Genomic DNA, 25569 nt, shown 5'->3' with positions numbered 1-25569 from the left:
GCTGAGCAAGATCCAGCCGGAAGGGTCTCTTTTTAGCAATCCTGACTACAAGGGAAGGAAAACGTCGTTATGTGGCGAAAATACTCAAAGAAGTAAAAAAATCTCATGGGAAAGGAGACCCCATGTTCATTGTTAATAAAGAACATTATGACCAGCATGAACTGGAACGTCGAATAAACGCGATATACGCATTATTGGGTTCCTCTGTTTGGAAGGAACGGCGGACAGCTGTATGCATGAAGGAGCCGGCGAATATTCTGGCCGCCACGGAGCTGATGATTAGGAATGAGGGTTCGGTGCTTCTGATAAACGGCGACACCCCGATTGAAACCGTTCTCAGTCAAGCCGATGACGCAGGCTGTACGGGTCTGCTGACCGACGCAGGAGGCAGCACCGTCTTTCACCCTCTGCACTCACGCCTGGATCGGATGAATGGGGAGCCGTCCTTGCTTCAATTCAGCTCAGGCACGACCGGCGCTCCCAAGTTAGTGGAACGGTCTTGGTCTCATGTGCAAATGGAAATCGAGGCCTACAACAAGCTGCTGCCCTGCAGCGGGGAGGATACACCGATCATTCTGGTGCCCGTATCCCATTCCTTCGGATTCATCACAGGCACGCTTTCCGCACTTAAGCGCGGTGTAGAGCCGGTTATCGTGACGGACAAGAACCCCAAGTTCGCCCTGCATCTCATGCAGCAGCATGATCGCCATGTGGTATATGCGGTGCCCTTCCTCTTTCAAATTCTGCTCAGCCTGATGAGAGAGAAGGTGCTTCTTAGAAAGATGGTATCCTCTGGTTCTCCGATGTCAGCAGAACTGCTGAACAGGCTTGGGGGTGCTGGGGTGGAGGTGATCCAGCAATACGGGTGCTCTGAGGCGGGCTGCATCTCGCTTGGCGACCGGCCCTCCGGTTCTACGGATGCCGGGATTTTGCTGGAACATATGGCAATTGAAAGGCCCGGAACCCCGGAGCAGCCAAATGAAATCATCATTACTACTGGCGGACGCCGGATTCATACCGGAGATTTGGGATATTGGTCGGGCGGCAGGCTTCATGTCCAGTGCCGGATGGATGATCTGATTAATGTGTCAGGACTGAAGGTAGCTCCCTCCGAGGTGGAGGATGTCATCCGGAGGCTGGACGGCGTTCAGGAAGCTGTCGTGCACAAGGCTCCGCATCCCGTTTGGGGGGAAGCTGTCAAAGCCCGAATCGTCCGGAAGGGCGATGCGCTGTCTCAGGAGGAGGTGAAGAGGTGGTGCGCGCGGTTTCTGCCTGCTTATAAAGTTCCGGGCTTTATTGCTTTTACGGAGGACATTCCGAAGACGGGTACAGGGAAGGTTATGCGAAAACAATTGGTAGAAGAGGAGTATGGTATTCATGGATAAGGAACAAACGATAGCTCAATTGAGGCAGGTCATGTCCGAACAATTGGAGCTCGCTCTCCCGGACGTCATTAAAGAGGAAGACCGGCTGTACGAAGACTTAAACGTAGATTCGATCATGGTACTCCAATTGGTGGTCTACATCGAGGAAGTGTTCAACGTAACTGTTCCCGAGGAGGATTTGGATCCTGCCGTCTTCCAAACGGTCGGTTCTTTAGTCGATTTCATCCATGCCCTTAAGGGGGAGCCCATCGCCCAAGTGGAAACCAAATCTTAAGATCATAGAAAAGGATGGATATGATGATGAACGTGAATGAACAGGATATCATACAATTCGTGATTGACCGGGTGGCCGATTTGACCTCCAGACCGGAGCTGGCGGAGGAATTGAATGGGGACTCCCCATTGGAGGATGCAGGCGTGGATTCGGTGCTGCTGGTCAACCTGATGATGCAGATTGAACAGCAGTACGAGATTTTTTACGAGGACGACGAGCTTCTGCAGGAGAACTTCGCCACCGCGCGCTTGATCTCACAACGCATATTGGCCAAACGGGCCGTTAAAACCGGGGTTTGACGTGAAACAAGCCCATTGCTTTCTGAACGGACTCGGTTATGGCTTGGAGCAAGCCGGATGGGATGAACGTCCGCTCTATATCGGTGCTTGGGACGCGCCATTTAGCGTTACGGAGGACGGCAAGCTGACCTATTTCTCAGCGGACATCACACCGTCCGAATATTTGCGGCTGTTCACCCGCCTGTACGGGGAAGGGGCCGTGGAGTGGTATGATTACGGGGCCGAAAAACTCGTCAACCTGAAGAAGTTCCTGGAGGTCCTGCGGCGTCATCCGGAGCTTCCTGTTTTGGTACAGCTCGATCTGTTTCATATGCCCTATCAAAAAAGAACGTTTCAAACCATGCATCAGCCCCATTTTGTCATCGTACACGGAATGCGGGGCGGTCAATTCATGGTATACGACCGCTATTTTGAGTGGGAAGGATTAGTGGCCGCGAGCCATGTACACGATGCTTTTCTAAGCAATGAGCTGGGCGGGGGACTGCTGCTTCATCCCGAATGGCTCCATGCGCCGGACGCTCACGAGGTGGCGAGAATCTTCGAGGATACGATCGAGACCGATCCGGGTGAACGGTCGCTAACCGGCACGGTGAGGCGGAGGATTATGCAGACGGTGGAGTCGCCCGATATGTATCCGCCCGGGGCCTTGAAGGATGCTGTATCCCAGCTCGGCATCCTCGCCAAACGCAAATACAGCTACGGGCTGCTGTATCAATATTTTTCGGAAGCGCTTAATCAAGGGACGGAGCTGTATCAGTCGCAGCTGGAAGGATTCATAAGAATGTGGAGTACGCTCGCTTACCTGGCGATCCGTACGTCCATGCCGGGACGAACCGGAGAAATCGGACTGCTGGTGGATAAGGTGGAGCAGCTGCACAGGACGGAGCAACAGCTGAAGGAGGAATTGATCGATGTCTATCACCGCTGGAAGCCTCGATTTGCATGCTGAGTGCAGACCTAGGGTGGGCTGCTTCGACGGCCATTCCCCCCGGTTGAACGAACGGGTGATTGATGACCAATGGACAGGGTACCTGGCTGAATATACGGAGCTCATCCGCATTCCGCCGGTGCGCTTTGCCAAGATCTTCGGGGGTTCGCTTCGCCAATTCTCCAAGCAGCCGATGTCTTCACTTCCGCAAGCATCGGAGCGGCTGGCCCGCTTATGCGAGGAATACGGAATCGATACGCTTTATGTGAACGCTCCTTATTTCATGCCTTTCCTGATGCTGGTTCGGAGCTTCGCCAAGCTTCCGCTTCGCTTCATGGTTATCGCCCATTCCGTCGCATCCGCCCGTTGGCTGACAACCTGGCTGTCCTGTGCGCCTTGGATTACAGAACAGGATGTGCTGCTTGCCAGTACAGAATCTTGCAGACAGGCGCTGGTTAATCTCTCCCCCCGGTATGCGCATGCCCATAAGATCCCGTTATGCATCGACACCTTGCTGGCCGCGGAGCCGGTTCGGCCGCTTGCCGGTAAACGTCTGTTATCCATCGGCCGGCTGGAAGAGGTAAAGAACATTCATGTGCTCTTAGAGGCTATGGCGGAAATCAAGCAGCGTGTCCCGGACACGGTATTGACGATTGCCGGAGAATATACGGGGGCTGTGCAGGAAGCTGACCGGTATCAAGAACGGCTTGAAGCCATCGTAGCGAAATATAGACTGGAGCAAGCCGTGGAATTTACAGGTCCCGTCCACGGGAGTGAGAAAGACCGCCTGTTCCGGGAATCCAGGCTTCTGGTCAACCTCTCCACCGATCCGGGAGAGACGTTTGGCTTCAACCTCCTGGAAGCGAAAGCCCAAGGTCTTCCTGTGGTCTGCACCAACTGGGACGGTTTCCGGGAGCTGCTTGTTGAAGGCGAGGACGGTTCCTTCGTCCAGGTAGATTGGTCCGGTGAACATCCGAAGATAGATCTGGACGGGCTGGTGCGCAGCTGCACCGAGGTTCTGCTGGATGAGAAGCTTCACGGCAATCTCTCGCAAGGCGCGCGGCGTGGCGCTCTAATGTACGACTATCGAATCATCATGCCGCAGATCAGGAGGCTCCTGAATACTCCCCTTAGACAGATAGCAGGTGAGGCGGAGGAGACCGCCCTGCTGGAATCATCTATGAGAACGCTGAACGAAATCTATCATATCAGCTTATTGGAAGCGACAGGCTGTTTGAGTGAATCGCCGCTGTCGGTTCTGGATTGGCAGCCGCAGGGTGACACGGAGGAATGGCTGCGCAGGGTGAAGCCGCTAATTCAACATTTTGCCGGGAGGAACCATCATGCACACGTTTAAACTGTTCCGACGTCTTGCTCCCTACGTGAAAATCAAATGGAATTTAACCTTGATCGCTTATGTTTGCACGTTCCTGCAATTGGGACTCGTCATGCTTCAGCCCTTAATCTTCGCCTATCTGATCGACCATGTGCTGATTGGTGGAAACCGTAAGCTGATTGTCCCGCTGCTTAGCCTTTCCTTGGGAATAGGTGTTCTCTCCATCGTGTTCCTGTTTATCCGGGTAGGTCTGTTCCGTTATCTGGGCATCTGTAATATGCTGGATATCCGGGACGAGCTGTTGAAGCATGTCCGGCAGATCCCCATTCCGGAAATTCAGAAGCACGGACCCGGTAAATTCTCGGCCTTGCTCGGGATGGATACAGCTACGATGGGAAATTTCCTCAACCACATCCTGGTCGAGATTACCTCACAGCTGTTTATGATGCTGATATCCCTCGGAATCCTGTACTATATGGACTGGCGGCTTGGCATCGTTGCGACGCTTAGCATCCCTTTCCTCTTATGGGTGCCAGGGCTGTTCCGCAACCCTGTGGCGCGTTATTCGTCCGACGTTCGAACCCATAATGAAGAGATCGGAACCTATCTCTATGAAGCGATCGAAAGCTCGCAGGAAATCCGGGCTTTAGGACTTGAGGGATGGGAACGGAAGCGGAATGAAACGATGTACAAGGGGCTGGTGAAGGCCAGCACCCGGGAAACGCTGTATGCCGTGATGTCGTTTCAAATCAGTGGTTTCGTGATTAGCCTGATCCTGGCTGCCATCTATTGGATCGGCAGCGATCAGGTGCTCCACCAAGTGTTGACCGTTGGCATGATGGTTGCCTCCGTAACCTATCTGCAAAACGCTCTGAATCCGGCACAGCAGATTAACAACTTTTTCAGAGAGCTTCAAGGCGCGGAAGTTGCAATGGGCAGAATCGAGCAATTCATCCAGACCCCGATCGATCTCTATTCGGAAAACGAGAGGAAGCAGGTTTCGCCTGCCAGGGAGCCTCAGCTTGAAGCAACGCCGTCCGATATCGAAGTGTGCAATCTGCGCGTCGGGTACGGTGGAACGGAAATCTTGAAGGATCTATCACTGTCGCTGTCTCCGGGCAAGGTTTATGCTTTCGTCGGGCGAAGCGGGTCTGGGAAATCCACCCTTTTCCGGGCGCTTATTGGGATGATGCCCATTCTCGAAGGTGAAATTCGCATCGGCGGACAAAATCTGGAGGAGATGACCCGCAGCGCGATCAGCCGAAAGGTTGGCATCGTGTTCCAGGAGCCTTACTTGTTCCGGGGCACCCTTATGGAAAATATTGCTGTCGGGAAGCTGGACGCGACGGAGGAGATGGTCAGGCAAGCAGCCCTGAATGCGCGGCTCGGATCTCTGCTGGATCAACTGCCGGAAGGACTCGACACGAAGATTGACCATAAAGGCTTCCAGCTATCTGGCGGACAGCGGCAGAGGCTGGCTATTGCGCGTGTCCTCTTGCACAATCCCGATATTCTTATCCTGGACGAACCGACCTCCGCCTTGGACCAGCTTACGGAGATTGAACTCATGGATTCCATACGCCACGCCATGGCGGGCAAGACGGTTCTGGTAGCCACCCATCGCCTGCAAACCATTATGAACGCGGACCGTATTCTGGTGATGGAGAACGGTTGTCTGGTGGCGGAAGGCGACCACGAAGAGCTCATGAAGCAATCGGCTGAGTATTATGCTATGGCATCGACCTTCGAGCGCGATACATCTGTGGCCGGACAGGCATCTCCTAAAGAGGGGGTTATGGCATGAATGGCACAGGCACGCTCAGGGAATTGTTTCAACGTGCACGAAGGCATGACCGGGGAATCACTTACGCGGCACGAAGCGGCGAGTCCGAATGGACAAGTTATGCGGAACTCGGAAACCGCATGGACCTTCTCGCTGAACGGCTGAAGCAGGAGCAGCTGCGTCCGAATTTTATCGGGGCCGTCTGGATGGCTCCGACGCCGGAGTGTCTGGCTGTCATCGGGGCCGTCATTTTGGCGGGAGGCATTCCGCTCCCCATCCACAGCTACATGCCAGGACAGGACATGCTTCGCCTCATCCGCAAATTTGAACCCGAAGCTGTGTTCGTCTCTGAAGAGAAGCTTCCAATCCTTGCGGAATGGAACATGCAAGGGGAGGAGTTGCCATTCTGCCTGTATGCAGGTATGGCAAGCGGACCGGTTGCAGGAATCGGCGCCGCTCCGCGGCCGGTACGCCGGTACACGCCGCCAGAGGCCGCGCGTATGATATTCCTCTCCTCCGGTTCGACGGGAGAGCCGAAGGGTATCATGCTGAGCGACCACAACATGCTGTCCAATGTGGACGCAATCCTGGACTACACGTCTCTGTGCGACAAGGACATCGTTCTGCTCTCGAAGTCACTGGGGTATTGCTCGACCATTGTTGGGGAATGGTTTGCCGCCATGGCCTCTGGAGCTAATCTTGTTCTAAGCGGGGGCTTCGTGCATCCCTTCGAGATGATCCAGTGCGTCCGTACGAACAAGGTGACCTTCTTATGCACTGTGCCGTCTGCGATCCTGCCTCTAATCCAGTCCGCCAAATGGGCGGCGGAGGATCTGCTCACGCTCCGGCAGATGCTCATTGTCGGCGGCCCGATGCCTGCCGTCATGCTGCTTCGTTTGGCTGATCGTCTGCCTCACGTGCGGCTGACGCCCTCCTATGGACTGACCGAAGCATCTCCGCGCGTCTCGTATTTGCCCTACGCTCAGTTGAGGACGAAACCGCAATCCGCCGGGATACCCATTAACGGCGTCGAGCTGGCCATCGTTCAGGACGGAAGGGAGGCGGCCACAGGGGAGAGTGGAGAGGTGGTCGTTCGGGGGCCGAATGTGATGATCGGCTATTATGACGATCCGGATCGCACCCGCGAGATCCTAGGCCCCCTCGGCCTGCATACCCGGGATACCGGGTATCTGGACGAGGATGGATATTTGCACTTGACCGGGCGAACCGATAACGCTCTCCTTGTCGGGGGACACACGGTGTACCCGGAAGCGGTCGAAAGCGTCCTATTAAGCTTGCCTGGGGTGGCGGACGCTGCGGTGTCGGCCGTAGAAGATCTTCAATGGGGACATCGTCTGATTGCCGTGATCGTATCCGCAGCTTCCACAGAGCCACTCAGCAGCCCGGAACTGCATGCCTGGTGCGTAAAACGGTTATCCCCGGCCTTGCGTCCCAGGGAATTCCGCTTCGTTACGGCTCTGCCCAGAACAGCCAGCGGAAAGCTGGATCGCAAAGCCCTGAAATCTATGGTGAAGGAGGAAGAGCATGTCCATAGAGCATGAAGATATACTCTTTAAGGTGAGAGAAACGATAGCCGCTGTGGCCAAGAGGCTAACAAGCGAGGTCGAGCTGGGCCATGCTTTGGTAGATGATCTGGGAATCGACTCCATTCAAATCCTGGAGCTTCTGTCGGCTCTGGAGGATACATTCGGCTTTGAGCTGGATGTGGACGATATTCGCCCGGAATCGTTCCGAAGCGTCCAGGCCGTATTGCATTTTGTAGAACGCAAGGTGGCTTCATGAAGGTGTTCACCCCGGGCCATTTGCAAGAGCTGGCCGGCGAATTGCGCCGGACGTACCCGTTTTATAACCCTTATACGGACGTTGATTTCCATCAGCTGCCGATTACAGACAAACACTTGATCGCAGGCAACCGCGCCCTTTTCGAACATCCCGATGCAAGGCGGGTGATCGAATCATTCACCTCGGGAACTACCGGAGTGCCGTTCCGCTGCGTGAAAACCCCGGAGGAGGTATGGACACTCTCGCTGACCCTGTATAAGCATAGAAAAAAATGGGGGCTGCCGTCCAGGCACCGGATGCTGCTGCTGAGCAACCGTCTGCTGGCGGAGCCCAGGTCCCTTAGACATTATGCAGAACGGATGATCAGGGAAGATCCTCATTTTATCCAAGGGAGAGCTTCCGCTCTCTGCACGTTGGCCGAATATATGCGTGACGAGGGATATTCGTTGCCGTCTTCCCTCCTGTTTACCCAGAACTGGGGCGAAACGCTGCATGGCTCCCAGAAAGAACGGATCGAGGAGGTGTTCCGCGTTCCATGCGTAGACTATTACGGATTGGAAGAGTTCTGGTGTATCGCGTTCGCCAATCAGAGCGGACAACTGGAAATCGATGAGTCTGCCGTATATGTGGAAATTATCGATCCGGCCTCCGGACTCCATGTAGAGGAGGGGGAATTTGGCGAAGTGTTGGTCACCTCGCTGATCATGAGGAGTCTGCCTTATGTCCGTTACCGGACAGGGGATATCGGAAGTATTCGCAGGTACCCTGAAACCGGCCGTCTCCTTCTTCAACTGCTTCCCATTCGAACATCCCAGATCCGGCTGCCTGGAGCGCAGGTGCATTCCGCCGTCTTCCGGTATTTGGACAAGTTTTTTTGGGAGCTTGCTGCAGCCAGAGGAGTCCGCCAATTTCAGATCGTGCAGAATACGTACACCTCTTTTTCCGTCCGGCTGGCGACTGAAGCCCCGCCAAGCGAGTTCGAGGACGTGCAGACCAAGCTATCCGCCTTTCTTCACCAAGCGGCGGGCAAGCCGGTGAATTTGTCCATAGACACCGTCTCAAGGCTCGAAGCCGATCCTGTCAGCGGCAAAATACCGTCCTTTGTTTGCCTTATTTCCTCAAATGAAGAAGGAGAATGAAGATATGACGTCTCATACGGATACGCCGGATGCCAAGCCGGAAATGATGAAGCTGGCGGCGATGGAATGTGCCGCTTCCTGCATCTTGACCCACTTATACCGGTCCGGGGCCAACCCTGATCTGTTTCTGCTGGATTACTGGAATGTCAATTATGTATCGCGCATTATTACGGCGAGCCAGCATGTGCGATTGAACAAAAGCTTGCCCTTTCTGTACGGCATCCATCTGGTTTACAAGGGAACTGGACCTGAGGCGCTAAAGCAGTCTGTTCAGTCAGGGAACCGTGCGGTAGTGAAATGCCGCCCATCCGATCTGGATTTTTTCCCTCCCAATATGCTGAGCATGGCAGAGAGCGGATTCGAGCATTATATCCTCGCAGACAGCTTCGATGAAGCGCATAACGCCTTCAGAGTATTCGATCCCATTGTCGGTTTCAACGGATTCCTGACCGGAGAAGAGCTTATGCGGGCATCGGCGGAGCCGGAAGAGGAGGACATCATTTACTACGAGCTTCAGCCGGATCAAGAAGGGAATGGGTTCGAGTCTCCCGGCAAGCGTGATATCTTCGCCTATGCAGCCAAGCGAAACTACGACATGTATGTCCGTTCTCAATACAGTTCGGGTACCGCCGCGTTTGACAGCTTTGCCCGGGATTTGCAGGAATCTCTGGCTTTAAGCCCGGAACAAACCTCGAACTGGCTGAACCAGAACTCGATCGGCATTGCTTCCATAACCAAGCTCCGGTCCTCCATATGGAATAGCTTTGCCCAGCTGGGCGTGATGGACAAGGGGCAGGCGCTGGAAGGGACGAACCGGATCAGCGGGATCGTGAAGCTATGGACTACACTGAATTTCCTGCTTGTGAAATACCGCAAGCACATCGGGGACGAAGCGCTGCTGCGCTCGGCTCTTGCCAGACTGCGGGAAATTCGGGATGCGGAGCTTCAATTCCTGGGCTGGATGAATGGAATAGGCGGTGATCTGACTGCGGTATAATCTATGCACGATTTCTTTTCGGCACGAGCTGGTATCCTTCCAGGAGCTGCTTCGTTATGCTCTTGATACGGGCTTCAACGGTATAGAACTGTGGGGCGTGCATGCCAAGGCTTTACTTCGCCAACGGGGCCAGGAGCTGGAAGGTATGCTGGACGAAATGTTCAGCTACGGGCTCGAAATCAGCATGCTGAGCGATTACATCCCTCTCATGGGGAATCTCCCAATGGACGTTCTACTTAAGGAATGGCAGGACACCGTACAGGCGGCCAAAGCGTTCCACACCAATAAGCTGAGGATTTTCGCCGGAAACCTGAGCAGTCAATCTCTTGATGAGAAGGACTGGGAGCTTTGCACCGAACGTCTAAAAATCCTTTGCGCCATAGCAGAGAGGGAAGGGGTCTATACAGTGGTTGAGACTCATCCGGGAACCGCTGCCGACGGCTTAGATTCCACACTTCAACTGCTCCGGCAAACCGGCCACCCTGCCTTGAAGCTGAATTTGGACTTTCTGCACATTTGGGAATCGGGCGCTGATCCCCTTGCCGCCTTCGAACGCTTGAAGCCATGGATTGTCAATATCCATCTGAAGAATGTGGAATCCCGGCAATGGCTCGAAGTATTCTCTCCTAACAATATCTATTCTCCGAGCGGCAGCCGCAGAGGTATCGTACCCTTGGCCGATGGAGAAATGGACTGCCAAGCCATAATGAAGCGCCTTATCTTGGACCCTACCCGAGCCCCGGTATCTCTGGAATGGTTCGGAGCCAACCCCTTTCAAATCTTAAAGTCGGAGTTAGGCTGGCTTAAAGGGCTGGAGTCCGATCTCAAGCTGGAGAAAGTGGAGGTGACGGGAACATGAATAACGCACCTTATGTGGAGCATCTGACCGGAACGCGCGCACCGAAGCTCTGGTACTCCAATATTAATTGGGAACAAGGAAAAGCCGCTCAAGAGATTCGCTTACCCCATATTAACAATGCGTCCGGAGATCGGCTCGTATCGCAAATGGATCTCTACCAAATTTATTTGGCTGACCGGGATGATCTTGTTCTCCTGAAAGAAGCTCCGGATCCTGAATTCCTATCTTATTTGGAAGAAGAGAAGATAGCCATACCATCCATCGCGATTGGCGCACGGTCTGAATATACGGGTGAGTTTCGCAACCGGATGGCTGTTCCTTACTTGATGGACGAGCAGGAGGAGCAGTTTCTCAAGGAAAACGGAGGGAGATGGATCGGCCCGCCAGCCCGATTGTCCGTGGAACTGAACAGCAAGATCGCAACGCGTAAATTATGCGAAGAAATCGGCTTTCCAGTCAGCGACGGTAGGATATGCGAGGGGCTTGACGCGATCCGCCGTTCTTGCGCCGAGTTGGAGGGACGGCATCCTGGAGCCCGGCTGGTTGTAAAAACCGCTTACGGTTCTTCCGGTAAAGCGCTGTTCCATATCCATCGGGGCGCGGATTTGGAGACGCTGCTCGGATATTTACAGAGGCAGATTTCTCGGGAAGGCGGGCAACCGGTTGTGACGGTGGAACGCTGGCATCAGGTCGAGCGCCATCTGACGGCACAGCTCTGGCTGGGGGGAACCGATTGCGAGATCCTGGCTATGACCGAGCAGAGGATTACGGATGCAGGAGTGTACAGGGGGAGCCATCTGCACCCGGACCTGCCTGAATCCTTGATCGTGGCTTATACCGAACAGCTGCAACAGCTGGGTAAATCTTTACATTCCCGGGGCTACGAGGGTTTCATCGGGGTAGACTCCATACTGGATAAAGACGGAACTTTAATACCGGTTATTGAGATCAACGCCCGTCTTACCATGGTCACGTATTTGCTAAAGATTCGCAAGCACTTGCTCGAACGCGGGTTTCCTAGAATGGAGACTCAATCCTATGATTTCAAGCTCCACCCTGGAGCCAAATTTGCAGAATTTGCCGAAAAGGTAACATCGATAAGGATCTCTGCCGAACAAGGTGGGGCATTCGTGTATGGTTTCCACCATGATGGGGAATCGGCAGACCGTATCCGATCTTGCAGGGTCTCGACTCTGAGCTGGGGTGTGGACGATGAAGCTGAGAAGTTTGCCCGTCAAGGGCTGGAGGAAGCAATCATGGAATGGAGGGGAGCTGTCATATGACTATGGCTTCACAACGACTGTCTAATCGGCAGGAGGTGGGCCAACCCTTTTGGCTGGAAGCAGCCGAGCCGTTTGGGTCACCCGTTTATGTATATGACGAGGGAAGGCTGGGCTCAGATTATTTTTCGCTGCGGGACGCTTTACCCAAGGATGTGACGCTATATTATTCCATGAAAGTCAACCCCAATCCGGAGGTATGCCGTCTCATAAACGGCTGGGGTTCGCCGATCGAAGTCGCATCGGTTGGGGAATATGAGATTGCCCGCTCTAACGGGGTAAATCCGAACAGCATCGTGTTTACCGGACCGGGCAAAAGCGCGGACGAGATTCATCATGTGCTTCGCCATGGGATCTACGCGATTAATGCGGAGTCCATCCCGGAGCTATTCGTCATTCACGATGAAGCTGTTGCGCTTGGTATTGCCGCTCCCGTTATGTTAAGGGTCAATTTGTCTATTGGAGCCAAAGGCTCGCGGATGTCATCGGTCGGACTTGCCTCCCAGTTTGGCATCGACGACAGTGAAATTAATGTGGCGGTGCAAACCGCCATTACCCTTGAAGGGCTAGAGCTGATCGGATTGCATACGTACCAGGGCACGCAAAATTTTCACCTCGACTTTTATATGGAGAGTGTTCCGATGATGTTCGGTCTCACCCGGCAGGTGCGAAACCAATTCGGCCTGCAGCTTCGATGCTTAGGGCTCGGCGGCGGTTTCGGCGTTCCCATGTTTGAAGGCGATGAGCCGTTTCCTGTCGAAGCTTTCGGGGCGTATCTTGCCGGGGAGCTAGAGCGCAACCGGGATCTGGAATTGGACATGGTATTCGTAGAATCAGGGCGGCGAATTGCCGCAATGATGGGGATTTATGCGGTCAGAGTGCTGTATACCAAGCTCTCCAAAGGCAAAGCCTTCGCCATTGTCGATGGGGGGACTCACCATCGGGCTTTTTCCAGCCTGATGGGACGAAGCTTCAAGCAGCCTCTGCCGCTTCAGCTTTGGAAGGCGGGGGAGCGCAAGCTATACGAATCCGGTGAAGGAGAGGGGCGAGTCTCCTACAATGTTTGCGGTAAATTGTGCACTCCCGCAGATGTGCTGCAAGGCAGCGTCATGCTCCCGCCTCTAGAGCCGGGGGATTGGATCGCGTTTCCCCATGTGGGGGCCTATGGCTTAACCTGCGGCAATGTTCATTTTCTGTCTCATGCTCTTCCGAAGGAAGTTATTCTCCGCCCTGACGGTACGTTAAATGATGTGAGCTGGCTATCAACCTAATAAGTGAGTTCATCATAGGGAGTTGACCATGTGACACCTACCCATCGGATTTTTCCTTATAATGACATATGGCTTGATTGTGTCAATAATAACTTGATGGCGATTCTCATTAGTCATCATTCATCGTTCGAGAAGCTGCCTCTGACTTTTAAAACACAGTACTGGAAAAAAATCATCAACCAGACATTCCCCGAAGACAATTTTGAAAGCTTGCTTCATCAAGGATTAATGCTGCCGAAAGTTCAATATGACACGGAACAGCTCTATCATTATCTTCGCTTTGAGGATCAGCTTATTGAGCAATCTGATATACCTTTCCTGGATGAGATGATTCAAGGCGCTTTAGACAAGAAGAAATATGTCTTTCTCGATGTGGACCGCTTTTTTTATTCCAGTGGAAGAGAATCCGGAAAAATACATTTTATCCATCCGACATTTATTCATGGAAAATGTGCGAGTGGGGATGCATACACAGTAATTGAAGATTGCTTATCTCCAGGGCGAATGCACGATTATCAAACTCCACTTGAAGTCATTATGGAATCTACCCAATATCTAATTAAAAGCGGCAAAAAAGTTAGATTCATAATGGTTTCTGTGCATGAAGGATCGATAAGGAATTTTAACCATGAATGTTCAGTACAGGACTCGTTTATCTCAGAACTCAGAAGCAATATATTGGATGATAATATCGTTTTTCTTGAGCAATATGGTCTTCATTATCAGTTGGGACTAAAAGCGTTGACCGATTATGTAGAGGAATTCGAAGAACTTGTAGGTAATTTGAACGATACTAGCATATTTGCCTTGAGAAGCAGTTCTTTTGCACAGAATCATAAGAAGAATAACAGGCTTTTTAAGTTACTAGAAGATAAATCGTCCCATACCAATCTCTATAAGCAGTTAGCAGAACAAAGCGTGGAACTAAGTCATTTATGGGAAATTTATAGAACGACAGTTATTAAAATGATCGCATCTAATAATCGTGTTCATGATCAAGCTATCGTAAAACTCGAAGAGATTGTGAAGAAAGAATATAACATGGTCCAGACGATGAAGATGGTGACTGAGGTTAGTAACTCTTAGAAAAAAGGCCGCTAATTGGTCAATGTCATTAAGTTAAGGCGCAGGACCAAAGATCAACAAAAAAGCAGGTTATCGAAAAGATAGCCTGCTTTTTTGTGTGAAAATAAGAGAAAAACACAGCCACTTCTTCTGCTTTTGTCCAACAGAGAAATAAAATCTTGCCGTCTGCATTGGCGTATTTGTTTCAAAAATTTACGCAATCCTATACGGATCTCAAGAACTACCGAGGGTATCGGTTACTCGCCATTGACGGTTCGGATTTGCATTTTGCCACTGACCCTGCGGATACTGACACCTATTTTCAAAGTCAATCGGAAGCAAGAGGCTATAATCTGCTCCATTTAAACGCCACCTATGACCTTTGCAACAGACTTTACGTGGATGCGATTGTTCAATCACGGAGATTAAGTAATGAGAGAAAAGCGCTAGGGGATATGGTTGACCGTTCCTCCATTGAGGGAAAAACGATTGTCATTGCCGATCGAGGTTATGAAAGTTACAACAATTTCGCGCATATTGAACGCAAGGGGTGGAACTATGTCATTCGAGTAAAAGATCTGGCCTCCAGTGGTATTCTCTCGGGCTTGCGTTTGCCCAATAGCGGTTCGTTTGATCAGGAGATTCATCGGGTGCTTACTAAAAAACAAACCAAAGAGGTCAAAGCTCATCCCGAAATGTACAAGTTCGTCCCTTCTACGTCTACCTTTGATTTCTTAGATCTGAAGGAGCAACTGTACTACCCCATATCTTTTCGGGTAGTTCGGTTCGTCCTGCCAGGTGGCGCTTATGAGACCGTTATTACGAATCTGTCTGAAGCAGATTTCCCACTCGATGAACTCAGGTCCATCTATAACATGCGGTGGGGGATTGAAACTTGCATTTAGCAAGAAAACAGAGATAGGTCTAACGCCATGAATACAATGATATTCTCCCGACAATATACGACAGACGATCAGGATGAAATATATTACTATGTAAAAAGACCCAGATTAATATAAAAAAAGGAGTAATCTATCATGCTAAACAGCTCTTTAAAGAAGGAAGCTATCGAGAATCTGAAATCGGCACTGCGCAAATATGAGGTTTCTTCTGAAAAGGTAAAAGGAAATGCAATCAAATTACATAATGTTCGCACTTACGGCACCGATGTTATTAAAAAAGTGGAGGCTTATATTAATACACTTGCCAACACGCCAAAGGAGTTTGCCAAAAGCATTGAGCAGGTTCGTGTTAATCTGGCCAGCTTTAAGGCGTTAAGTGAAATTTCCTATGATGAAAAAACAATGATTAAGCTGGCCGGAGGTGGCGCGGCAGCAGGCGTAGCAGCTGGTGTAGCAACAGCAGCACTAGCACCGACGGCAGCGATGGCAATTGCGACTACCTTCGGCACAGCTTCAACAGGCGCTGCTATCTCCGGACTGACGGGAGCAGCAGCAACTAATGCGGCTCTAGCCTGGTTGGGCGGCGGTGCACTTGCCGCGGGCGGCGGTGGTATGGCAGGCGGCAGTGCCCTTCTTGCCTTGGCAGGACCGGTCGGCTGGGGCATTGGCGCTGTGAGTCTTGCAGCCGGCGGTTTCCTTGCCAGCAAGAAGAACAAGGATGCAGCGATCAAAGCGGATAAAGAGCGGGTGGAGATTGTTAAAGCCACTAGGGTGCTGGAGGCTACTGATGCTGAGATTGTACACTTGAAGGAATCCACGCAGAAGCTGGCAATCGGTCTGGAACAGAGTCTGATGACCTTTACCGGTACTGCCAGATCGATCCGGTCCTTTACCGAGTTCACCCAGGACCAACGGGATATCCTGCGGGCGATCATTAATAATACAGAAAGCCTGTCAGCGTTGTTCATGAAGGAAGTTGGCAAATAAGATGGCTTCACAGGTATGGAAGAACCAGATAACTGCTGTCGGTATTGGCGCATTTAATGACTGGAAACATGAAGCTGCGGCCCGTAATATTGATCAGACTGTCAGAGATGTGCTGGCAGCTCAGGGAGAACAAGAGTCTTTTTTTGAAAATGCCTTGGGTCATATGCAAAAAATGCGCCAGTTCCTTGCAAAGCCGGATAATATCTTGGGGTCCGGGCAGACGAAGCATGGAGAAGTGGCGGAACAAATGGAAGTGCATGTGCGCAATGCCCGGGCAGCATTGCACGGCAACCCGGAGGTAGCTACCTTTGAAGGGGTTGGAAGAACAGCGCCGGAGGACTTTATTCTAAAAGGCGTTAAGGTCCAGTCGAAGTTTATCAACGGTACCAATAATACACTCAAGCATGTGCTGGAGCATTTTGATAAATATGAAAATTTATCGATGAACTACTCGATTCCGAAGGATCAATACGAGATTATTCAGACTATCCGCTCCGGCAGTATGCCGGCAGGCTTAAACGAGAAATCTGTCCGGGCCATTCTTAAGAAGGTGGAGGAACTTGAACAGCGTACCGGCCGGAGCTTCCAGAATGTAGTTAAGCCTTCTATCTCGGAATATAGTGAAGTCCAGCTGGGTAAAGCAGGCGAGACGGTCACCAAGGTTCAGGACCAGCTTGTGGATGAGAATCGGCGTATCCAAAAAGACATCCGTCAGGACGGGAAAGAAAAAGTGAAGCAGATTGAAGCGCAAAAGTCGCCTTCCATCAGGGAAGGAGTCAAAGCAGCGGGTACGGCTGCTGTTGTTTCTGCTTCCTTATCCGCAGTTACCGCCATTTACCGTAAGGTGAAGGAGGGGAAGAAGCTTCAGGAGTTTGAACAGGAGGATTGGCAGGAGATCGGGCTTGATGGAGCGAAGGCAGGAGCGAAGGCAGGCGTTACGGCCGGAACGATTTATGCACTGACCAATCTGACGTCACTCTCTGCTCCATTCGCCGGAGCAGTCGCGAGTGCCATGATGGGATTGTCTTCCTTGATGGCTGATCTAGAGCAGGAGCAAATCTCCATGGACGAATTTGTTACACAAGGACAGGTACTCTGTATCGAAGCGGGCATTGCGGCAACAGGGGGAGCTATCGGCCAGATGCTGATTCCGGTTCCGGTGCTGGGTTCCATTATCGGAACAGTAACAGCTAACCTGGTGTGGGGTTTCGCCAAGGGGAAGCTTGAGGCAAGGGAGCAGGAATTAAAGTGTATGCTTGATGCTTACACAGATTCCATACTGGCAAAAGTCGATCAGGCATATCTGGAGATCATTACCCGGATTAACCAGACTTACAGCCGTTATCATTCACTTATTGAAGCAGCCTTCGATGTGAAGGCGAATTCGGCAGTACTGGCCGCTGCTTCCGTGGATTTGGCAGTGGAGCTGGGTGTGGAGGAGTCCAGAATTTTGCGGACTGATGAAGATTTGTTTGAGTTTTTTATGGGATAACGTTGTATACAGACAGCAAAGTGAACATATGTAATGGAGGCGGCACAATGTCTCGTCTCTTTTAACATTTGAAAACATAAATAAGTTGCATATTCTCCCATTCTCTGCAAACACCAACCATGGGGGATGGCTAATGAAACAGCAAACTGTCAAAAGAAAATAAAGTATTAGACTTCCAGTGTTTCTTTAAGCTAACGGGCAGGATAGCATAATGATTTCGCGAATACTGTACATAATGGCTACTTCCAATGTTTTGATTAAAAGAGAACGTGGTGGTACGCTATAAAAAACTCAATAGGAGCTTAATGATGAGCGAATTTAGTGCAAGTTATCATTTGCAGACAAGCGATCAGCAAAAAGTCGTTGAATTAATTAGAGCTTCAAACAATAAAGGATTTGTTTTCCCTGAGTCTAATGGTTGGGTGACTTTTATTGTTAAGGGACCGGCATTTGGTATCCGTAAATCGATTGTATCATTAAATACAGGCTTATTAGTTCATTATTCATATATGGAAGATCACGGATGGGAACTATCCATTTTTGAGAAGGATGAAATCATATCTACATATAAGTGCGATTGGACTGATGAACTAATTATTGAGAAAGATGAGCTTGATATGGTTCTACTTAGAGAATTAATTATGAAGCAGGGTAATTCAATTGAAGACGTGGAAAAAGCTTTTGATTTAGTGAAATATGTTGGTGAAGAGCCGCCAGCTTATTTTATCGCAAATAAACTAGGATTAAGCTATTTTGAATGGTTGTCCGCTGATAACATCGGCGATGGCTCAAATTATGAAAACTTAGTAATTGTGGATTAGTCGAGAAAGAGAAGATTAAAGCCCATGAAGGTTCGCGAAGGTGGGAACGCTACTCAATTGGTATTTCCAAGTCATTGCGCTAACGGGAAACGCTAGTTCAACACGCACCAGTTGATTATTAAAACCTCTCCTTAGAAGCAAACTAGATTTAATCGCTTCTAATGGGAGGTTTTGTTATGCAATTAAGTAAGTTGTGGAGGTTATATGAAGCTGACAAGCGTATTCAAGAATTCAGTACGAGAACTTTAAAAGCATACGCCCTTCAGCACAAAATGTTGATGCAAGAGCTCGGTAATCTCGATATCACAGAGGTAATTAGATTGTGTAGTACCAAACTCCAAAGATTTTCCCTTGGAAAGAGTTAATAAGGGGACTTTGTGTCAATCAAACAAACAACACAGACATGTAGGCCAATAACAAGAGATCGTCTTATACATATGTACAAAATACGGGTTTTGTGAAGAAGTAATAAGTAAATAAATAAGATCAGCCTAATTCAAGCTTCTTCGAGCCGTTTTTACAGTTTTTACATCTGATCTGGCTTATTGTACTTGTATACTTATAATGCTGATTCATTCCTCTTTATCTTTACATAGATCATTTTGTTAAATTATTTTTCTTTTATTGACACAACGCTTTTCATTTAGTTAATACGGCCGGTCAAATATAGTTATTGTTTACGATGCTTTTAATAATTGTGATCCCTGAGTCCCAGCATCGTAATTTAAGTGCATTTATTTAACTCTTTACATTCCATATAGTTCTAATTAGTCCTATTAATTAATTGGGTTAATTTTATTATACTATTTAGCGCAAGGCCCTTAGTATCTAGCTCTGCAAACTTATTCGTCAAATTATTATTTTACGTAAATTTAATATAACTTAAGCAATCCTATAGTTTGATGCGTCACTATAAATTATATTTCTTATATTTGAAATGTTACTTTGCCATTGTTTCATATTATTGCTGTTCGAAAAATCCCCGAAATTTTATTCCGGGGACCTAGTAAAATGCTCTTGTTAGGTCTTAGTCCTCAAAAAGATCTTCAGATGCCTGAAGTTGTGACTCATATTCGTAGGAAGAGGCCAACTGACGAAGTACGTCTGCTAAGCGATGGTACCCGTGAAGTTCTACTTCTTCTGCTTGCTTCCTATATTTTTCAGCTAATTCTTTTTCCTCTTTACCTGCTGTCCAGGAGTGAACTCCTCTCGAGTTATACAATTCAGTTCTATAACCTTCCCGCATATCCTTAGCATCTTTTTCATTTAATACCTTGGCTGCAGAATGATGTATCCAAAGTCCATCTGGATCAGCAGGTGTATAAATGAGCACATGTCCAACCATAGTAAGTGCGACTTCCAAATGGCCTGATTCATGAGAAAGTTTTTTCACTTCTTCAAGCCAATTAATCAGAAAATCTCCATCGAATGTCCCTTCCCGACTACCTGGTGGTTTACTCCATTCTCTAAGTAAGTTATAAGCATTTGATGCTATATTTTTCTTATCCTCCGATGAATCATCTTCAATTTGTTGCTCTTCATTTTTGGAGCGAAACACTGTGCGTATGACCTGACAAAAAAAAGTTGGTTGTTCAGCTAGTTGTTGCTCTAAAATTTTTGGTTTTGCATCAGGATAATGTCGAAGCAAAGTCAAATAATTCCATTCTATTTGTGCAAGCTCATCTTGGTTTATTTTCTCTTCATTCTGTAGAGCCTTAATAATCTCTACAATGTCATGAGCATCAATTGATTGAATACCCTTAGGGGAAGCAAGCACTGCTCGTAGCACACGCACAGCTTGTTGGCTATCAATAGTGCCTTTATCATGTAATAGTTTGTCCAGGCATTTGACAGCGGCATGCGGTCGATTATATTGAAGTAAACAATCAATTGCCCAATCCAATTGTTCTTCTGTTTCATATGGATTTGCATTTGTTAGGGACCAATATAGTATTTGGTCCTCTCCAAGAAGATTTTCTAACCTCCCCCACGTCTCTGAACTGAAAGGTAGATATACAAGCAGTTGCGCAATTTGGGGTTTACTCCAATTTGAAAAATCGAGATTATCAATCCATTGCCACCCATGTTTACGGAATGCCCCCAATATAAAGCCACCAACAAACCTCGACAATGAATCCATATTCGAAATAATTAATTCTGGAAGAATAGCTTTTTCAATAACGTCCTCCTCACCCAGTACGCCTGAAGCAAGTCCTACATACATTGGATGCTCAACAACCTTAGCAAAGTTTAGAAGCTCTTCAACACCCCCTGAAACCAAGATTTCCTTTACAGCGTTCTGTCTAAGCTCATCTAGCTTTCTCTGTTGTTCTTGATAATTCCCAAGTTCCTCAAATAAATGTGAATCATAGTCATTAAAGATTCGTTGGTTTCGATAAAATGGGTCTACGGGAGAAAGACTGTCGGCAACAGTTTGGATATTATCAACCATTTTCGAAGGTATTGACCACTTTGCATCTGAAAACTTTCTGTGTCTTAAAATAAGAACCGTAAGTTCATTCCATATTTTAAAGCGAGCTTCTTGAGGTAAACAAAGAACTTCTGGAGAACTCAAGTAACTTAACAGTTCATCACCCACTGGCTGGGGCAAGTCTGAGAAACGTGAAATTAATTCATTTAGTTTTGATAAATCATGCTTAGAAGCTTCTATTAATAATCGTGCATATCCGGATATCTGCTCCCAATATTCTTGATTCGTAACACCTTTAGTCCAATCATCTGAAATTAGTTCTCTCCACGATGGCTTATGAGAACCTGATGAGACTTGATGTGAACTAGGAAGAAGCTCTAATAGTAATTTCCACGCAACATCAGGAAACTCTAGGAAAAGGGTTGAGACAGCTACTTTTCTCTTTGAAACTGAGGCACTAGTCTGAGGCAACCACGGCAATAAGATAGTCGAGAGAGAATTAGCAGGACGATTAGCCCAGTTTCCACCTGGATCTTTTTGAGCAAGTTCTCCAAGTATCATAACTACACGGGTTAAATATTCAGCATCCCAAGCTAAGGTTTCCAATGCCCAAAGTAATCCTGTCATGTAATTGTGCCCCATCAATCCTGTTCCCTCTTGCGAAAAAACGCTCTCAAATGGAGAGTATTCATTTGCTAATGCTTCTTCAACTGAACCAAGAAATTCATTTGGAGCTGCCTCAGCAAATAATGGTAAAAGATCATTCAGGCTGGCCCAAAGGATCCAGTCTGCACCAAAAAAGAGTTCCCTAATTGTTGTGGAAGCCGTCATCACAGCTTTTGCTGAGGAACATGATATCAACGCTTGAGCTTGGCTTCCTAGCAATGCCAATGTTTCTGCTATCCCTTTCCTAATTAGCTTAGAATGATTTAAATCCTTACCGTATATACTAGCCGCATACCTCTGATCACCAGGTAAATCGAATTGAGGGTCGCGTTCTTTTAAAACTGTCAATGCAATTTCTTTAAATCGGTCGAGAAGTTCATCATATATTCGTGGTCCAAGAGCATACCATCCCTCGTATCGCAAAACAAACTTCCAGTTACCCTCTCTATTGATTAGGGGACTGTTCGAACGAAGCGAAATATCACGAATCTTTCCGATCCAATCCCCGTAAAGGTTTCCCGAAAGTTTCTCCACGATTGATTTATCTGCATCAGACCGTTCATTCCATGCACCAAGTAGTTCTGCAATAACAAGTTCAGCTGCATCCGTTCTTTGAGCCCATTCCGCCATCAATGAAAGATGTTGGATACATCTAAGTAAGGAGCTTAAATTACCGTCACTTTTCTGCGCTAGAGTACGTGCTCGTTCCTCGTTGTATCCGGCCTTAACCAAAGCTTCTTTCAATTGATAACTTTTAGGGTTTGGAATAGTAACTCTGTTCGGATGCGGTATCCCGCCTGGTCTTCCGCTAAAGATGACCAAGTGCCTGCCTCTACGTGCTCTTTCCAGAAGTTTTGTACTTGTTTCTGTCTCATCAAGGTCAAAATTTGCAACTAGAAAATGAGGTGTTTTCAGAGAAACCATTGCATTCCAAGCTTCCACATTCGAAATGATAAGACAGCGCCCGGCGATATCCACTTTCGATTCTTCATCTAAGGATGCAACATGAGCAGCAACAAAATCTGCTACCTGTTCAGGAAAGAGGGTGTCTACTTTAAGTTGAAACAATGTTCCAGAAAATAGTTCATTCAATTTATCACTAGCCCCATTGCGGTTAGTAAGAAAGACTTCCGGTGTAAGAGGCGGAGGGTCTCCTATAGTTTTTAAATCTCCCCAATGTTGCTCTGCAGTTTGTATGTACTGGATAGGTAAATTCATAATCTCTGCAAGCCATGTTTCTACAGCGGGAAAATGGTGCAACCAATCTATAAGTACGGATCCATCTATTACACGAACATCGGCCCACTCGTTGTTCTGTCGTCTACTATGTAACCATTCAGCTTGCGCGTTCTCTTTCCATGTATGCTGCCAATCCCTTCTACCAGAAAGCGGTGTAACGAAGACAAATGTTGATTCTTTCCTTACCTCTTCTGGAGTTGCGTCAGTCAATCCATGATAATCCGATGTTGCTTTGTCTCTAGCGTTATATCCAGTACCAATTTCCCAGAACGATCTCCCTTCAGGTACAAAAGGATCAAAACTATATTCAGTATTTAATAATCCGTCAGGACCTGGCTGTCCAATACTATCTCCTAGTGGAAACCTGCGCTCTTTCGGATTCGGAGAAGACACAGCAACCAATCGCCAAACAAGTTCAACTATTTTCCCTTGAGCTTCTCGTGTATTTCCACGTACCCACTCATCGAGTTGATTCTCATTTATTAGACTCACTTGAACGCACCCCTTCTATTTTATAGAAATTGCTTAATCACAAGTTCGACAAAGATATCTGGTATACCTTCATAAAATGTTAACAGAGGACTACGGACTAAGTATTTTCATATAATGGTGATAGTCTCTAACAAATATAAAGAAGCCACACCAAATTGGAACAGCCCCTTTTTCTTTTCAACAGTATGTTTCCTGTTAAATGCATTTAACAGTTATTCCATATAGGAAATTATTAAGTGCCACTTTTTAATCGTTATCATCAAATTTTACGAGTAATAAACCGATTACCCCATAAGAAACATGCCGTAATTATGATTGGAAAAATTCTACTTGTGATAAATCGAAATCATGTGATAAGTAAAAGTTAGGAGGATCTTCATTCTTGATGCAATCCTCTAGCCGTAAAATATGAAGAAGTATCATTTTAAAATAGGTCAATGTCGATTAGAAATACTAAAAACCTGCTTTATTTAAAACACAGAGTATTCATATTCGAAGCTCCCTATAGTCTTCTCTACCGTCAGTAGCTTCGTCAATAATATACTCAGTAACCCGGATTCTTTCAAAACAAGTACTTAACAAGTAATAATGGATACCGAAATGATAACGATAAGGAACAGGGTTATAATGTTCAAGATTATTATCTGTCGGGTATCTAAAACGTGAAGAAGTTTCATCCACTCCATTTACCAATTTTACATAAAAATCAATTTGATTTGAGTGTGGAATCGGAAAAAAATTCATTGGTCCTTCAGCATGCTTATCTTTAGAACCATTCCATAGTCCAAGCAGATTGTGTTTCTTTGTGCTTATTAACTCAATAGCCTCATCGTATTCTGCACATCTTGCACAAAGCTTTTTTAAAGATAATTCGATCGCATTGCGTAATAAATAGCAAACAGGATGATAACAGCTTATGTTACTTCTATGGTTCTCCGTAAAATCGCTTATTCGTTTTTTATATAGGTACTCGGCGCAATCGCTATACGCATCCGCATAGCGATTGAAATCTGTTGGTCTGTAATCTTCACCTATAACACATCTCAAATAATAATGTCCACCCTCTTCTAAAAATTCGGAACTACAATCAGGGTTATCAATGAAATCGCCTAACTTGTCAACTGCATAAGGGATTTCATTACATTCTTGAGGCAACTCTATTATTAAACGTTGGAGCAAAGCAAAAGCATAACTAAACTTTGTTGAAAGCTTAATTAAATCTATATCTTTTCGTTCTTCGAACACCTTCTTAACTTTTAAATGTCGATCAAACACATCGTTAGTCATATGAAACTTGTAAGGGTATCGAAAAGAATCCGACACTTTATCAAACAAGCTTATATTGTCAAAAAAGTCTGCTAACCATGTATATCCTGCCTTATCTTGATCCGGATTAATAGGTAAGGCCGTCACCTCTTGATATAATGTGCTCAAATCATGTCGGGTTCTTCCAATGAATAACTTTCTCTCAGATTGATCCTGTACCTCTTGAAAATAAATCGCTTTGAGCAGAAGTTCTATACTTTGTCTGTAAAGGTACACCATGGGGAAAAAAAGTGTGTCTAGGCGAGCTATGCTTGACTCGCTGGCCATATAATAAACAACTTCAGCAGCGGAAATCTGAAAGTTAATAGCCATCACCAAGAAGTCTTTCGATAAATCATTGAAATGTTGAATTTCACCTAATGCTTGCTCCAATCGTTCACGTGAAGGATATTCTTCTTTTAAATAATCGTATAGCCCTTGTTCATACGCTTCTAACTCATCACGTTTTACTTTTTCACCATAGTAAATATTTATAATTCTATTCAGTTTATTCTTGCTTAAATTACTGCAAATAAGTTCTTTGTTAACGGATATAAATGTCAAATCAAAACCTCCTTTATTTATGCTTTCTTAGGCTTATTCCCAGTTACCATTACGTCATTATATAGTGTTTTTTAGTCTACGATATCTCATATATCGATATCGTATAGATCTCAGCTGCTCAAACTTCTCACAATATTCGATGTTAAAGCTTGACGAGGCACTTTAGAGATTTTTACATAAATTTCTTTTGGTGCCGATAAGGAAGTTCCTACTCACTTGCTCGTTAGTGAGATAAGATCACCCTGACCACT

19 protein-coding genes and 1 pseudogene are annotated in these 25569 nt (G+C 47.6%); 18 read left to right on the top strand and 2 right to left on the bottom strand.

The features are described from left to right. The first annotated feature begins 236 nt into the window (after window positions 1–236). The 18 genes and pseudogenes from MHH78_RS19310 (at window position 237) to MHH78_RS19225 (ending at window position 18621) form a co-directional block, all read left to right on the top strand. Window positions 237–1385, top strand: a complete 1149-nt coding sequence (locus MHH78_RS19310) for an AMP-binding protein (RefSeq protein ID WP_341168452.1) — start codon at window positions 237–239, stop codon at window positions 1383–1385. Continuing rightward, window positions 1378–1659 carry a phosphopantetheine-binding protein gene (locus MHH78_RS19305; protein WP_340952673.1) on the top strand — a complete coding sequence of 94 codons (282 nt, stop codon included), beginning with the start codon at window positions 1378–1380 and terminating at the stop codon, window positions 1657–1659. Before MHH78_RS19310 ends, MHH78_RS19305 begins: the two co-directional genes overlap by 8 nt. A gap of 26 nt (window positions 1660–1685) precedes the next feature. Then, window positions 1686–1958, top strand: coding sequence for an acyl carrier protein (locus MHH78_RS19300; RefSeq protein WP_341168451.1), 273 nt, complete (start codon window positions 1686–1688; stop codon window positions 1956–1958). Between the two features lies 1 nt (window position 1959). Continuing rightward, window positions 1960–2907: a DUF6005 family protein gene (locus tag MHH78_RS19295; RefSeq protein WP_341168450.1), complete on the top strand. Its 948-nt coding sequence runs from the start codon at window positions 1960–1962 to the stop codon at window positions 2905–2907. Further along, window positions 2870–4243 carry a glycosyltransferase family 4 protein gene (locus tag MHH78_RS19290; protein WP_341168449.1) on the top strand — a complete coding sequence of 458 codons (1374 nt, stop codon included), beginning with the start codon at window positions 2870–2872 and terminating at the stop codon, window positions 4241–4243. The genes MHH78_RS19295 and MHH78_RS19290 overlap by 38 nt, the downstream gene beginning before the upstream one ends. Then, window positions 4230–6026: an ABC transporter ATP-binding protein gene (locus tag MHH78_RS19285; RefSeq protein ID WP_341168448.1), complete on the top strand. Its 1797-nt coding sequence runs from the start codon at window positions 4230–4232 to the stop codon at window positions 6024–6026. Before MHH78_RS19290 ends, MHH78_RS19285 begins: the two co-directional genes overlap by 14 nt. Then, complete coding sequence (locus MHH78_RS19280) at window positions 6023–7567, top strand: class I adenylate-forming enzyme family protein (RefSeq protein WP_341168447.1); 1545 nt, start codon at window positions 6023–6025, stop codon at window positions 7565–7567. Before MHH78_RS19285 ends, MHH78_RS19280 begins: the two co-directional genes overlap by 4 nt. After that, a complete protein-coding gene (locus MHH78_RS19275; protein ID WP_341168446.1) occupies window positions 7551–7808 on the top strand; it encodes an acyl carrier protein in 258 nt (85 codons plus the stop codon). Before MHH78_RS19280 ends, MHH78_RS19275 begins: the two co-directional genes overlap by 17 nt. Then, window positions 7805–8947 (top strand): hypothetical protein, encoded by a 1143-nt coding sequence (locus MHH78_RS19270; protein WP_341168445.1) that lies wholly within the window; start codon window positions 7805–7807, stop codon window positions 8945–8947. The genes MHH78_RS19275 and MHH78_RS19270 overlap by 4 nt, the downstream gene beginning before the upstream one ends. Before the next feature lie 4 nt (window positions 8948–8951). Next, the gene (locus tag MHH78_RS19265; RefSeq protein ID WP_341168444.1) at window positions 8952–9944 is read left to right on the top strand and encodes a hypothetical protein; all 993 of its coding nucleotides are present in this window, start codon (window positions 8952–8954) and stop codon (window positions 9942–9944) included. Beyond that, on the top strand, window positions 9934–10803 hold the full coding sequence (locus MHH78_RS19260) for a sugar phosphate isomerase/epimerase family protein (protein WP_341170346.1): 870 nt from the start codon (window positions 9934–9936) through the stop codon (window positions 10801–10803). The genes MHH78_RS19265 and MHH78_RS19260 overlap by 11 nt, the downstream gene beginning before the upstream one ends. Further along, the gene (locus MHH78_RS19255) at window positions 10800–12086 is read left to right on the top strand and encodes an ATP-grasp domain-containing protein (RefSeq protein ID WP_341168443.1); all 1287 of its coding nucleotides are present in this window, start codon (window positions 10800–10802) and stop codon (window positions 12084–12086) included. Before MHH78_RS19260 ends, MHH78_RS19255 begins: the two co-directional genes overlap by 4 nt. Then, the gene (locus MHH78_RS19250) at window positions 12083–13354 is read left to right on the top strand and encodes a hypothetical protein (RefSeq protein ID WP_341168442.1); all 1272 of its coding nucleotides are present in this window, start codon (window positions 12083–12085) and stop codon (window positions 13352–13354) included. The genes MHH78_RS19255 and MHH78_RS19250 overlap by 4 nt, the downstream gene beginning before the upstream one ends. Before the next feature lie 30 nt (window positions 13355–13384). Then, window positions 13385–14440, top strand: a complete 1056-nt coding sequence (locus MHH78_RS19245) for a hypothetical protein (protein ID WP_341168441.1) — start codon at window positions 13385–13387, stop codon at window positions 14438–14440. 125 nt (window positions 14441–14565) lie between these two features. Continuing rightward, window positions 14566–15324 (top strand): annotated as a pseudogene (locus tag MHH78_RS19240) (IS4 family transposase); the annotation flags it as partial. Window positions 15325–15456: 132 nt separating this feature from the next. After that, window positions 15457–16308 (top strand): hypothetical protein, encoded by an 852-nt coding sequence (locus MHH78_RS19235; RefSeq protein WP_076074982.1) that lies wholly within the window; start codon window positions 15457–15459, stop codon window positions 16306–16308. Window position 16309: 1 nt separating this feature from the next. Continuing rightward, window positions 16310–17800 carry a hypothetical protein gene (locus MHH78_RS19230; RefSeq protein ID WP_076074980.1) on the top strand — a complete coding sequence of 497 codons (1491 nt, stop codon included), beginning with the start codon at window positions 16310–16312 and terminating at the stop codon, window positions 17798–17800. 308 nt (window positions 17801–18108) lie between these two features. Further along, the gene (locus tag MHH78_RS19225; RefSeq protein ID WP_341168440.1) at window positions 18109–18621 is read left to right on the top strand and encodes a hypothetical protein; all 513 of its coding nucleotides are present in this window, start codon (window positions 18109–18111) and stop codon (window positions 18619–18621) included. 1027 nt (window positions 18622–19648) lie between these two features. On the opposite strand, the gene MHH78_RS19220 is transcribed toward MHH78_RS19225, so the two are convergent. Further along, the gene (locus MHH78_RS19220; RefSeq protein WP_341168439.1) at window positions 19649–23449 is read right to left on the bottom strand and encodes a hypothetical protein; all 3801 of its coding nucleotides are present in this window, start codon (window positions 23447–23449) and stop codon (window positions 19649–19651) included. Window positions 23450–23935: 486 nt separating this feature from the next. Further along, a complete protein-coding gene (locus MHH78_RS19215; RefSeq protein WP_341168438.1) occupies window positions 23936–25318 on the bottom strand; it encodes a hypothetical protein in 1383 nt (460 codons plus the stop codon). Window positions 25319–25569 lie beyond the last annotated feature (251 nt).

The sequence above is a fragment of the Paenibacillus sp. FSL H3-0333 genome (genome assembly GCF_038002805.1).
GTDB lineage: Bacteria > Bacillota > Bacilli > Paenibacillales > Paenibacillaceae > Paenibacillus_AQ > Paenibacillus_AQ silagei.
Note: the sequence above shows the minus strand (reverse complement) of the source record. Positions and strands in the feature narration are given on the sequence as shown.

Coding starts and splice junctions, on each gene's coding strand:
- MHH78_RS19230 (WP_076074980.1), top strand. CDS start 16,310: ATGGCTTCACAGGTATGGAAGAACCAGATAACTGCTGTCGGTATTGGC.
- MHH78_RS19285 (WP_341168448.1), top strand. CDS start 4,230: ATGCACACGTTTAAACTGTTCCGACGTCTTGCTCCCTACGTGAAAATC.
- MHH78_RS19225 (WP_341168440.1), top strand. CDS start 18,109: ATGAGCGAATTTAGTGCAAGTTATCATTTGCAGACAAGCGATCAGCAA.
- MHH78_RS19265 (WP_341168444.1), top strand. CDS start 8,952: ATGACGTCTCATACGGATACGCCGGATGCCAAGCCGGAAATGATGAAG.
- MHH78_RS19280 (WP_341168447.1), top strand. CDS start 6,023: ATGAATGGCACAGGCACGCTCAGGGAATTGTTTCAACGTGCACGAAGG.
- MHH78_RS19250 (WP_341168442.1), top strand. CDS start 12,083: ATGACTATGGCTTCACAACGACTGTCTAATCGGCAGGAGGTGGGCCAA.
- MHH78_RS19255 (WP_341168443.1), top strand. CDS start 10,800: ATGAATAACGCACCTTATGTGGAGCATCTGACCGGAACGCGCGCACCG.
- MHH78_RS19235 (WP_076074982.1), top strand. CDS start 15,457: ATGCTAAACAGCTCTTTAAAGAAGGAAGCTATCGAGAATCTGAAATCG.
- MHH78_RS19310 (WP_341168452.1), top strand. CDS start 237: ATGAAGGAGCCGGCGAATATTCTGGCCGCCACGGAGCTGATGATTAGG.
- MHH78_RS19305 (WP_340952673.1), top strand. CDS start 1,378: ATGGATAAGGAACAAACGATAGCTCAATTGAGGCAGGTCATGTCCGAA.
- MHH78_RS19290 (WP_341168449.1), top strand. CDS start 2,870: ATGTCTATCACCGCTGGAAGCCTCGATTTGCATGCTGAGTGCAGACCT.
- MHH78_RS19300 (WP_341168451.1), top strand. CDS start 1,686: ATGAACGTGAATGAACAGGATATCATACAATTCGTGATTGACCGGGTG.
- MHH78_RS19270 (WP_341168445.1), top strand. CDS start 7,805: ATGAAGGTGTTCACCCCGGGCCATTTGCAAGAGCTGGCCGGCGAATTG.
- MHH78_RS19275 (WP_341168446.1), top strand. CDS start 7,551: ATGTCCATAGAGCATGAAGATATACTCTTTAAGGTGAGAGAAACGATA.